Here is a 12,230-nt window from a genome sequence, read left to right as displayed (position 1 = left end):
TTATGAAGAAGTTTAAATATATAATAGTTCTTTTCGTAATGGGATTAATCTCATTTTCTTGTACAGATTTAGATGAAGAGATTTTTAGTGAGATTACAACGGATAACTATTATCAAAATAGCAATAATATTTATGCGGCGTTGGTGAATAACTATGCTAAGGCTTTTAGTACGGGTTGGTCTGATGCTCGATACTTTTTACAGGAAGTTACTGCCGACCAGTTAATGATTCCGACAAGAGGAAAACATGGTTATAATGGTGGGGAGTATGTTCGTTTGCATGAGCATAAATGGACTGTGGAGGAGAATTTCGTATATAATGGTTGGGCTGCTCCTTTTCAAGGTATAGCATTATGTAATAATACATTGTCTGATTTTGAAAATCTAGATTTCTCTACGTTTAAATTGACGGAAGAAACGAAAAATGAATATATAGCCGAATTAAGAGCTCTTCGGGTTTGGAATTATATGTTTTTAATAGATTTCTTTAGGCATGTACCAATTGTTACAGATATAGAAGAAGTGAAGGCTCAATCTACACCCCTAGAAGTATTTAACTTTATGGAGTCAGAGCTTTTAGCTATATTACCGGACTTACCTAAAAATAGGGGGGTATCTAGGTTTGATCAAGCAGGAGTAGCTTCTATACTTGTCCGTTTATACTTGAATGCGGAAAAATGGATAGGAATCTCAAAATATGATGAATGTGAGCAAATGGCTCAGGCTATATTAGATGGAAAATATGGAGAATATAGTATTGACCCTGATTATAGAGGCCCGTTCCGCTCGGGGATAAACGGTTATAGATCTAAAGAGAATATTATGGAATTTGCGATTAAGAAAAATTATTTTGAGGCATCTTGGCTATATAATATGTGGATGCACTATCAAGATCGTTATTCCTTGGATAATGACTGGCAAGGTTGGAATGGAGGTAATTTAGCACCGTCTCGGGACTTATATGGAAATTTATACCAAGATAAATTAGGTATGCCGTTTGAAAAATTCCCGGATGGAGATATCCGAAAGAAAGCTTTTAGAGTTATTTCAAATGATGGAGATTATGAGGGCTTTTTCTTGATGGGAACTCAATATAAATTTGATTATGAAAAAGGGTATGGATTTACAGATGAAGTAATAACTGGTACGGAAGAATATAATGGTAAACCTCTAGTTTATGTGGATCAAGTTGGACGTTTTTCGGAGGGAGAGACTGGTTTAGCCAAAGGATCTCATGTAATTTACGGAGAAGAGAATACAGGATATCGTTTGATAAAATTCCCTTGGTTACCTCAATCGAAAGATTTGTTCCAAATGAACTCTATTCCAGAGATCAGATTGGCAGAGATTTATTATTCGTTAGCTGAATGTAAATATAGATCAGGGGATAAGATAGGGGCTGCTCGGTTGCTGGATGTGGTTAGGAAACGTTATTATAAAGCGGAAGATTGGTCTAAATTTAGTTACGAATCTAATATCTCGAAATTAACCGATGATGAATTTGTCGATGAATTAGGTCGTGAGTTCATAGGAGAACGTCATCGTCGTATTGATTTAATACGATGGAATCGTTTTAGTGAAGGTGCGTGGTGGGATAAAACTCCGGATGCGACGAATCAAGACGTATTTCCGATTCCTTATCGTGCATTGAATGCGAATCCTTTGTTAAAACAAACAACAGCTGGCTTTTAATAAATAGAATCGATATATGAAACAGTTTATAAATGTAAAAAGAGTATTTACCGTATTGATTATACTTTTGTTATTAATATCGTGTAGGGTCGAAACTGATTATAGACCATTATTTGACAAAGATTTATCAAATGCTGATTATGATAGTTCGGTTTGGACCTTTAAAAATGGCATACTTACTGCCACAGCCGATCAATCTATTTGGACAAAGGTGCAGTATGAAAATTTTATCTTGGATTTAGAATTCAAGACAGATGTGAATACAAATAGTGGGGTTGTGATTTATTGTACGGATAAGGGTAATTGGATCCCATCTTCCATTGAGATTCAAATAGCGGATGATCATCATCCTGAATGGCAATCATATCCAGAATATTGGCGTTGTGGTTCTATTTATGGACATAAAGGAGCAAATGAACAATTGGTCGTGAAGAAACCGGGAGAATGGAACCGAATGATTATCACTGCTAAAGGTCAGCAGATAGATATCGAATTGAATGGAAAACATATTGTTTCGGCTAATTTAGCAGATTGGACTTCTGGAACAACAAATCCAGATGGAACAGAGATTCCGGAATGGCTACCAATCCCGTATGCGAATATGCCAACAAAAGGTTATATTGGTTTGCAAGGGAAACATGGAGAATCTAATATTTGGTTTAGGAATATTCAACTGAAACAACTTTAAAATCATCATTATTATGAGACATATATCAAGAAGAGATTTTTTGAAGACAGGAGCTTTAGCAGCAGGTTTAACGATCGTACCAAATTCTGTTTTAGGTAAAACGCATGGGTTTACTTCACCAAGTGATAAATTGAATATTGCTGGAGTTGGTGTCGGTGGAATGGGCCGTGGTAATTTACGGAATATGAGTACAGAGAATATTGTGGCTTTATGTGATGTAGATTGGAGATATGCAGAGAAGACTTTCAATGATTATCCAAAAGCAAAAAAATTTAAAGATTGGCGTGTTATGTTCGATGAGTTCGGAAAATCAATTGATGCGATATTGGTTGCTACTCCAGACCATACACATGCAGGAGTTACTGCTCATGCTATTACATTAGGGAAGCATTGTTATACTCAAAAACCTTTAACTCATTCTGTTTATGAATCTCGTTTACTAGCAAAACTCGCTAAAAAATATAAAGTAGCGACGCAAATGGGTAATCAAGGAAATTCTTTTGATTGGTGTCGTCAAATAGCAGAGTGGATTCAATCCGGTGTTATTGGGGAAGTATATGAAGTTCATTGTTGGACAGATCGTCCGATTTGGCCTCAAGGATTAATGCGGCCTAGCGATAATCCGAAATGCCCGAAGACTCTTGATTGGGATTTGTTTATTGGACCGGCGCAAAAAAGACCATATAATCCAGTTTATACACCTTGGAATTGGCGGGGATGGTGGGACTTTGGAACGGGTGCTTTAGGAGATATGGCTTGCCATATTATGGACCCACTTTATTGGGCACTTGATTTGAAGTATCCGATAAGTGTGATAGGTAGTTCAACCTTGAGTAATTTATATTCGCCACCTCATGCACAAATTGTAACTTATACGTTCCCGGCTCGTCCCCCAAAAGGAAACACAAAAATGCCAGAGGTTAAGGTATATTGGTATGATGGAGGTTTAATGCCTCCTCGTCCGGAGGAATTAAAAGATGGACAAATGATGGGAGATGAAAATGGTGGTATTATTTTTATTGGGACAAAAGGGAAAATCATGACTGGCTGTTATGGAATGAATCCAACTTTATTGCCCGTATCTGATATGGAACATTTTAACCAGCCTAAGCCTTCAATACCAAGAGTTAAAGGAGGTAATGGCAATATTTGGTCTACGAATGCCCATGAGCAAGATTGGATTCGTGCTTGTAAAGAATCTCCAGAAAACCGAGTAGAATCATCTTCAAATTTCCAATTCTCCGGACCTTTTAATGAAATGGTAGTAATGGGAGTTCTTGCGGTACGTCTTTCTGGTCTTCATGGGCTACATAGAGAATTGTTATGGGATGGAGAGAATATGAAATTTACCAATATATCTCCTACTGACACAATTAAGATTGTAACAGTTGATGATTTTAAAGTTGTTGATGGTGATCCTCGTTTTGATCGTCGTTTTGCGGACTTTAATGCTCTTGATGTTGCGAATGAGTGGATTAAGCATACTTATAATAATGGGTTTAGTTTACCCAGTATGCCATTCTGAGAACATAGAAAGGTCGTGAACTTCTGTTGGATGTCATTTAGTTAAAGAGTATCTGTAGTAGATAGAGGTTATTTCTTTTCAAGAGGAAATAACCTCTTCTTATTTTTTTATTTTATATTTGTTCGGTCAATATGTGCTAGAGGAGATGGATGTAGAACGGATATACCTAGAACGATTACGAAGCGGTTCATACAGAGACTTTACGAAACTGTATGAATCATACGCTTCACGTCTATATGCGTTCGCATTGCACTTGACTCATTCTGATGCTCTTGCAAAAGATATTGTACAAGAGACATTTATCAAAGTGTGGGTGCGGAGAGAACAAATTGATTTAGATATGTCTTTCAGTGCTTTCCTATTTACGATGGCCAAGAACCAATTATTGAATGAGTTTCGTAGGCAGGCAAATAGTCCGCTTTTTTTGGAAGATGTTGTACTGAATGAGTCTGGAGATGGAGAGGAAACAGCGATTGAACGTAAATTATCTTTTGAGGAATTTAACCATAGACTGGAAATAGCGAAACAAAAGTTGACACCTCGCCAACGAGAACTGTTTGAGTTAAATAAGGAACAAGGTATAACTATAACAGAAATAGCGGCTAAAGCCTTAATTTCAGAACAATCTGTGCGTAACCAGTTATCGCAAGCCTTACATGTTTTAAGAAAGGAGCTCGGTAAGTATGCTTTGCTGTTCTCTCTTTTCTTTATCGGATAAATAAAATTGAAAAATAATATTCTTATGTTTTATAACATCTAAAAAGGCATGTTATAAATTAACGGCTCATGTGTATACCTTATAAAAAGGATATTATGCAGGAATCACATACATATTATTTGCTCTCAAAGTACATGGATCATACGATCTCTACGGAAGAGTTGAAAACACTACGGCTTTTGGTTAATTTGTCTGATGATGATGAATTATCGCTGTCATTGTCTCATTTATGGGAAAATGGGCGACCCTTTGAAGAGGTTGATGAGAGAATCATACGAGATATGTTCAGTGAGATTCAAAATCGAACGAGAAAAGAACGATTCGTTATGGTGTTTAGGAAACTGGCTCGTATCGCCGCAATACTATTAATACCTTTATTAAGTATATTGTCTGGTTATTTATATTTCAATCCAGTCGATCAGAAGGGTAGCATTGGCAATTTAGTGGTTCATGCCGATAGAGGGGAAAGATCGGGGGTGACTTTACCGGATGGAACACAAGTAAAACTAAATGCGGAATCGAGCTTAAGTTACACTCACGATTTCGGTCGAGAGCTTCGACAGGTCAATTTAGAGGGAGAGGCCTATTTTGAGGTGACTCGGAATGAGGATAAACCTTTCGTGGTACATACTGAATATCTGGATATAGAAGTGTTGGGCACAAGTTTTAATGTGTATTCGTATGAGCGGGAGAATGTCATGGAAATGGCCTTGATATCGGGACGGATCAAGATACAGACTTGTTCAGACCCTTCTCGTGTCGTTTATCTAAAACCAAATGAAAAAGCATTGTTCAATAAAGAATCGGGTATTATAACCGTGGAGAAAACAGATAATCGATTTGAAACGGCGTGGTTAAGAGGAGACCTCGTTTTTCGATCAACGAAATTAAGTGATGTCTTGGCCAAACTAGAGCGTAGATATGGCGTGAATATCCATTTGAATGATTTTTCTTTAGCGAATGACTTATTTACCGGAAATTTTGATAGTGAATATATCGTAGATGTAATGGACCTTTTAGAGAGGCATTATGACTTTACATATGATATACGAGGAGATGATATCTTTATACATCCTTGAGCGAGTGAAAATAAAATGTATAACCTTAAATCAGTTCTTATGCGACAAGATTCTTCATAATAAAAACGGAACCGAAAAATGGTCGAGATTTTCCGGTTCCCCAATTAATACTCCATTTACGAGAATGGCGATCAAGCCATAAAACGGATTGTATCAATTTTAAAAAATAATATATGTTCAAAAGTAGAAAAAATCAATGTAGCTATATAATTTTTTTGGCTCTATTTCTGTTTTTTAATCCTATTTTGGTATTAGCTCAGACAGGAAGTGTCACTCTTTCCATGAAGAATGCTACATTAAAGCAATTTTTTGAGGCTGTAGAGAAACAAACCACATATATATTCTCTTATCGGGATGCTATAGTGGAAGGAAAGAAAGAGGTAACTTTAAACGTGACGAATCAGCCGATTCGGCGTTTGTTAGATGATGTACTGCATCAAAGAGACTTGCAATATACGATGACAGGGCATTCAATTGTCGTAACTTTAAAGACTGCCGGTAATGTAAAGCTGGTATCTGGTACTGTCGTGGATAGTAACGGTGAACCGATTATCGGAGCGAATGTTGTTGAGAAAGGAACTACGAATGGAACGGTAACGGATATTTCGGGAAATTTCTCATTAAATATAAATGATAGCGGTATTTTACAGATCTCGTATATTGGGTTTAATACTCAAGATGTAGCTGTGAACGGAAAATCAAGTTTAATGATAAACTTGAAGGAAGATACTCAAAAACTGGATGAGGTAGTCGTTGTTGGTTATGGCGTGCAGAAGAAGTCGAATGTAACGGGATCTGTGGCTTCTATTAAGACGGATGATTTTAATGATTTAAATATGGATGTGTCGCATGTTATTCAAGGCCGTGTGGCAGGTGTCAATGTTTCCAATGGGAATATTATCATTCGTGGAGCGGCTTCTATCAATGGCGCAGATCCGTTGTGGATCGTGGATGGAGTGCCGGGTAGCGCTCCTAATTTTAATGATATAGAATCTATCGAGATCTTGAAGGATGCGGCTTCGACTGCTATTTACGGTGCTCGGGGAGCAGGAGGTGTGATCCTTGTTACCACTAAAAAGGGAAAGATAGGGAAACTTTCTATTAATGCGAGAGTAAACTTTGGAATAGAGACTCCGATCGATTTGCCGGATATGCTGCATACCGCGGACTTTATTGACCGGAAATTGGCGGCAGGCTTCCCTAATAATCCCAATTCCGGCTGGGATAATCCCGCTTCGCTACCAGATACAGACTGGGAAGATCTGGTTTGGCGTAATGCTTTTAGGCAAAACTATTTTTTACAGATGACGGGTGGTAATGAGAAAACTACATTTAATATGTCTGCGGAGTTCTACAAGAATCAGTTTATCGAACGTTATTCATTTGAGGATGCGGGTAATTTCCGTGTGGCTAGCCAGACAAATATAAGTAAACGCGTGAAATTTTCCGAGATCCTGACTGTTGGTTTTAATAATACGGATCCCCATTTGTATGGGCAGACGAATAATGATTATGTTTATTACCGCCAAGTTCCTACGATGGTGCCTTATGATAATACCAACGAAGCTGGTGGAGGTTGGGGAAAACATCCGGCAGGTGGTTACTACGAGGGACCTAATCATGTGGCTACACTAATGTCTCATCATGAGAATGAACGTAGGTTTTGGGCCCGGGCAAATGCGATTTTGGATTGGGAGATTATCAATGATTTAAAATTCCAAGCGAATTTCTCTGCCAATTTTGACTCCCATGCGAATAATTTGTTTTTAGAGTCATGGAATTTGGGATCTTTATCTCAACAGGATTATTACTCGAAAGATTATGGCTCCGGTTATGATTTACGTATGTTATATACATTGACCTATGACCATACTTTTGGGGAGAAACACTATGTAAAAGGTATGGTTGGCTACGAGGCTTATCGGGCGACGGCTTCTTCGGCAGGTGGTTGGAAAAACGGCTTTTTGGTTCAGCCTTCGGATGATATTAGTTTAGGTACGGGAGATAAAGATGTATCCGGAACGAAAACGGAAGGTCGTAGTTTATCCCAGTTCGCTCGTGTAAACTATGCTTATGATGACAGGTATTTGCTAGAGGCTAGTATTCGTCGGGATGGTTATGATAACTTTGGTCCAGAGAATCGGTTTGGTGTGTTTCCTTCTGCTTCTGTCGGTTGGAATGTGGGAAAAGAGAGCTTCGTAAAGGATAATATAACATGGATGTCTCAATTGAAATTGAGAGGAAGTTATGGTAAAATTGGTAACAATACAATTCCTCAATTCTTGTATGAACCTTCTTTTACGAATAATTATCTATATTATTCATATGATGGGCAAAATACGCAGAGAGGATTCTGGTATTCAAATGTTGCGAATGCTACGATTAAATGGGAAGACGTGGCCCAATGGAATATAGGTGTTGACGCAAGTTTTCTGGATAATCGCTTGAATACGACAATCGAGTATTATGATAAGAAAACTTCCGATATGTTATATTCAGTAGGTGTGCCACCTTCTGCCGGACCTTCTTCGGAACCATTTAGCGAGACTTCTTCTTATCGGGCTAATATCGGAAAGATAAGCAATAGAGGTTTCGAATGGATGGTTCAATGGAGGGATTCCTATAAAGATTTTAGGTATGACGTGGCTTTTACGTTGTCTACCAACAAGAACAAAGTGGTAAAGTTAAGTGACCAAGTGAATCCGATCATTTGGGCTGGAAGCGATGCGGCTTTGAATAGTTCTATTTATCGTACGGAAAATGGACAACCGATGGGACAGATGTATGGATATGTCGTGGATGGTATTATTCAAGACCAAGCGGAAATCGATGCCTTAAACGCTCAATCTCCGGATGGATTGTACCAACAAGCAGGTACGGCTCCGGGTGATTTGAAATATAAGGATTTAAATGGAGACGGAAAGGTGACGAATGAGGATAAGACATATATCGGTAATCCTTGGCCGGATTTGATGTATGGATTGAATATAAATTTGTCATGGAAAGGCTTTGATTTAAGTATGGGCTGGTTAGGAAACGCAGGTGTTGATGTCTTTAATAGCGCTAAGCTTTATGAAAGAAGTTTCTATGGCGACTATAATACGACTTATAAGGTATATGAGGCGTGGAGTCCGACGAACCGGGCAACTTCACATCCTCGAGTAACGAAAGAGGACCCGAATGGAAACTTCAAGAATGTCTCCTCTTATTTTGTGGAGGATGGTTCTTTCTTTAAATTGAAGAATTTACATTTCGGCTATAATTTACCGAAATCAATACTTTCTCATTTGAAGATAGAAGGTTTGAAGTTTTATATTAATTGCGATAATTTATTTATTATCACAAAGTTTCAAGGAGATCCTGAATTGGGTGGTGGATATTTGGAACGAAATATGTATTCTGTGAAACGGGCTCCCTCCACCCGCACCATTATGGGCGGTTTAAGTTTAACCCTCTAAATTAATAGGAAGATGAAGAAATTAGTTATATTATTAGCTGCTGCGTTAACTTTTAATAGTTGTTCGGATAGTTTTCTGGATTTATCAAATCCCAGTGCGTTATCTCCAAGTGTCTACCCTAAATCTATGGCGGATATGGAGACTATCGTAACTTCAGTTTATGCGAATATGGTCGCTGTGCCTTTGTATGGAAAAAGGGTTATGGCGAAAGGGACATTCTGTGTGGATCATACGGTAGATATGGCTTGGACTGGTGACGCCAACTGGAACCAGTTGGCGACCAATCAAGTGACTTCTGATAATGCTTACATTGGGACGTTATGGATTGGTTATTATAAAATGATTTCTTGTGCGAATACCGTATTGGAGCAATTGGAAAGAATCGACAAGGAGAAGTTTACAGATGCGGATTTAGTAAGGCTTTCGCAGATGAAGGGAGAAGCTTTGTTTTGGAGAGGTTGGGCACACCAACAGTTAGTAGCGTTTTTTGGAGAGGGATATCCTTGCAACGGGGAGGGCGATAGAAAAGGTGTACCAGTTCGTTTACAGGTAGCATCGACTCCGGATATGCTAAATATAGAACGTAGCACGGTGGCCGAGGTTTACGATCAGATCTTGAAAGATTATGAGGCAGCCAAACTTTTGCTACCTGCCGTATGGGAAGAGCGGGCGGACTATCCACGTCCAACCTCTGTTGCCGTTACTAGTTACATCGGGCAAGCGAATTTGTATATGGGTAATTATGATGCGGCAAAGAAAGCGTTGAAAGAGGTTATTGATTCTTCCGGAAAAGAATTGCTCCCTTTCAATGAATATGCGAAGATGTTTAATGAGGATCAGGAGAAATTTAATAGAGAATCGATCTTAGAGATTAATTTCCGTAATGGGGACACTTCCGGATATTTTTGGTATGGAGAAGGTTCTCAATATGGATTGATCGCTGCCTTATGTTTCCAGAACGCAAGTGGAGATGTTGAGGCGGCCGGTTGGGGTAATATTTTCTTTCATGATGCGAATATTAAACGTTTTAATGGAGATCCTCGTTTGGATATCGCCGCTTTGCGTCCGGGAACTCCTGTTATTATGAATGGACAGCAGACGCAGGTTCTGAAATATAAGGATACGGAGGCTGACATTCAAGGTTGGAGCATGCGAAAATACAATCCGTTGAAAAGTACGGTGAATGAGTTGAATTTAGGGGTTGGTATTAATATGTATTTGATGCGTTTGGCGGATGTATATTTGATGTATGCGGAAGCTTGTCAGGCTACGGGAGATGAGGTAAATGCCCGGAACTATATGAATCTGGTAAGAAGAAGAGCTTATAATGGAGATAGTTCCCATGATATAACGGCTAGTGGAGAAGATTTGAGAGATGCGATTCGGGAGGAACGTTTCATGGAGTTCTGCGGTGAGGGCGTACAACATTGGCAAGATGTTTGCCGCTGGAAGGTCTTGGATGAGGAGATTAGCCGTTGGTATGGAAAGACACGTGTTGGTAATCCGCATTATGATGCGAAAGATTTGTATTTCCCGATACCCAAGGTTGAAATGGAGAATAATCCGAATATGACACAAAGCATAGGTTACGAGAACGAGTAGATATAACTTGTTGAAAAGTTCATCAAAGAAAAGGAATAGGATGGTTCTCTTGGGATCGCTAATCCTATTCTTTTTTTATTCCTTTATGATCATATTAAATCTTATTGAATAATGAAGATGATAGATGTATCGAAAGTAAGAGTCTTTCGGGGGAGTCTCTTTGTATTGCTTATGCTCTTTATGCGGATAGGTTGGGCCTCAAATGATGATAGCACCTATAATATCGTGGATTTTGGAGCTAAAGGAGATGGAATAACAGACAATACCCAGTTCATCAACAGGACAATAGAAGCTTGTTCCTTGAGAGGGGGAGGAACGGTTATCATTCCGGAGGGAACGTTTTTGACAGGAAGTATTCTGCTGAAAAGTAAAGTAAACTTATTTTTAGAAAGTAATGCCGTAGTGAAAGGCATAAATAATCTGGAAAAGTACCGTTCTATATCCGATCTTAATCAAGATGAGGCTTATTATAAAGTAAAACCCCGGAATTGGAACAAGGCATTGCTTTTAGGAGATCAAGTTGAAGGTGTGTCAATTACAGGAGAGGGGGTAATCGATGGTGCCCATATTCAAGATAAAAAAGGTGAAGAAGGGATGAGAGGCCCTCATATTCTCTTTTTGTCGAGATCGAAAGGGATTAAGATATCGGGAGTTAAACTACGAAGAGCGTCGAACTATGCTTTTATGAGTTATGATATTGAAAGGGCTTCTTTCGATAATCTTTTAGTGGAGGAAGGATGGGATGGGATTCATATTCGTGGCGGAAAAGATATCCGTATCCGAAATTGCCGTTTTTATACGGGTGATGATGCTGTTGCGGGTGGGCTATGGAAGAATATGGTAATAGAGAATTGCTATATGAACTCATCGTGCAATGGGATAAGGTTGATAATGCCGGCTACTGGTTTAAAGATCGTTGATTGTGAATTTAGAGGTCCGGGAAAATATCCACATCGGACTTCCGGTGAACAAAAACGTAGGAATATGCTTTCTGGGATATTGCTCCAACCGGGCGCATGGTTCCCTGCGTTTGGGGAAGTAAAGGATATATTGATATCTAGCTGTTCTTTTGATCAATTGGATAATCCGTTTCTAGTCACATTGAATGAGGGGAACCGGGGAGAGCGGATCTGTCTGGAGCATATAAGAGGTACACGTTTAATGAAAGCGGCCGCCTCGGTAGAGAGTTGGGGAGATAGTAGTTTGAAAGATGTCCGGCTTTCGGATGTTTCCTTATCGTATGTTGGAAACAAAGATCAAGAAATAGTAGGACGTACTCCCTCGAAGCCATTGACCGATTATCGTGCGCTCCCTTGCTGGGGGCTTTACCTTCATAATTTAGATCGAGTGATTTTACGGAATGTTCGGTTAGATTGTGAGAATGGGAAAGTTGGCCCAGCCTCTTGTTTCGATAATGTGGGGTCCGTGGAGATTTATAATGTAAGTTTTTAATCTTAAAAAGAATTAGT

Annotated in this window: 8 protein-coding genes; all 8 read left to right on the top strand. The window is 38.9% G+C overall.

Annotated elements, in window-relative coordinates:
- Positions 1 to 2: 2 nt before the first annotated feature.
- The 8 genes from DW033_RS05990 (at position 3) to DW033_RS05955 (ending at position 12,213) form a co-directional block, all read left to right on the top strand.
- Positions 3 to 1,691, top strand: coding sequence for a RagB/SusD family nutrient uptake outer membrane protein (locus DW033_RS05990; protein WP_009018303.1), 1,689 nt, complete (start codon positions 3 to 5; stop codon positions 1,689 to 1,691).
- A 16-nt stretch (positions 1,692 to 1,707) separates the two neighbouring features.
- A complete protein-coding gene (locus tag DW033_RS05985; RefSeq protein WP_009018302.1) occupies positions 1,708 to 2,379 on the top strand; it encodes a DUF1080 domain-containing protein in 672 nt (223 codons plus the stop codon).
- 13 nt (positions 2,380 to 2,392) lie between these two features.
- Positions 2,393 to 3,904 (top strand): Gfo/Idh/MocA family oxidoreductase, encoded by a 1,512-nt coding sequence (locus DW033_RS05980; RefSeq protein ID WP_009018301.1) that lies wholly within the window; start codon positions 2,393 to 2,395, stop codon positions 3,902 to 3,904.
- 145 nt (positions 3,905 to 4,049) lie between these two features.
- Entirely contained in the window at positions 4,050 to 4,622 is a 573-nt protein-coding gene (locus DW033_RS05975; protein ID WP_008773822.1) for an RNA polymerase sigma factor, read from the top strand.
- Between the two features lie 68 nt (positions 4,623 to 4,690).
- Positions 4,691 to 5,701 (top strand): FecR family protein, encoded by a 1,011-nt coding sequence (locus tag DW033_RS05970; RefSeq protein ID WP_009018300.1) that lies wholly within the window; start codon positions 4,691 to 4,693, stop codon positions 5,699 to 5,701.
- 281 nt (positions 5,702 to 5,982) lie between these two features.
- Positions 5,983 to 9,159, top strand: a complete 3,177-nt coding sequence (locus DW033_RS05965; protein WP_233554135.1) for a TonB-dependent receptor — start codon at positions 5,983 to 5,985, stop codon at positions 9,157 to 9,159.
- 12 nt (positions 9,160 to 9,171) lie between these two features.
- Positions 9,172 to 10,761, top strand: coding sequence for a RagB/SusD family nutrient uptake outer membrane protein (locus DW033_RS05960; RefSeq protein ID WP_044546750.1), 1,590 nt, complete (start codon positions 9,172 to 9,174; stop codon positions 10,759 to 10,761).
- Positions 10,762 to 10,872: 111 nt separating this feature from the next.
- On the top strand, positions 10,873 to 12,213 hold the full coding sequence (locus DW033_RS05955; RefSeq protein WP_005861413.1) for a glycoside hydrolase family 28 protein: 1,341 nt from the start codon (positions 10,873 to 10,875) through the stop codon (positions 12,211 to 12,213).
- The last annotated feature ends 17 nt before the right edge of the window (positions 12,214 to 12,230 follow it).

Source organism: Parabacteroides sp. AF39-10AC (genome assembly GCF_003635405.1).
Classification (GTDB): domain Bacteria; phylum Bacteroidota; class Bacteroidia; order Bacteroidales; family Tannerellaceae; genus Parabacteroides; species Parabacteroides distasonis.
This window is presented reverse-complemented; position numbering and strand designations above follow the sequence as displayed.

Excerpts from the sequence above, each read along its gene's own strand:
- DW033_RS05990 (WP_009018303.1), top strand. The coding sequence starts at position 3 with ATGAAGAAGTTTAAATATATAATAGTTCTTTTCGTAATGGGATTAATC.
- DW033_RS05985 (WP_009018302.1), top strand. The coding sequence starts at position 1,708 with ATGAAACAGTTTATAAATGTAAAAAGAGTATTTACCGTATTGATTATA.
- DW033_RS05980 (WP_009018301.1), top strand. The coding sequence starts at position 2,393 with ATGAGACATATATCAAGAAGAGATTTTTTGAAGACAGGAGCTTTAGCA.
- DW033_RS05975 (WP_008773822.1), top strand. The coding sequence starts at position 4,050 with ATGGATGTAGAACGGATATACCTAGAACGATTACGAAGCGGTTCATAC.
- DW033_RS05970 (WP_009018300.1), top strand. The coding sequence starts at position 4,691 with ATGTGTATACCTTATAAAAAGGATATTATGCAGGAATCACATACATAT.
- DW033_RS05965 (WP_233554135.1), top strand. The coding sequence starts at position 5,983 with ATGAAGAATGCTACATTAAAGCAATTTTTTGAGGCTGTAGAGAAACAA.
- DW033_RS05960 (WP_044546750.1), top strand. The coding sequence starts at position 9,172 with ATGAAGAAATTAGTTATATTATTAGCTGCTGCGTTAACTTTTAATAGT.
- DW033_RS05955 (WP_005861413.1), top strand. The coding sequence starts at position 10,873 with ATGAAGATGATAGATGTATCGAAAGTAAGAGTCTTTCGGGGGAGTCTC.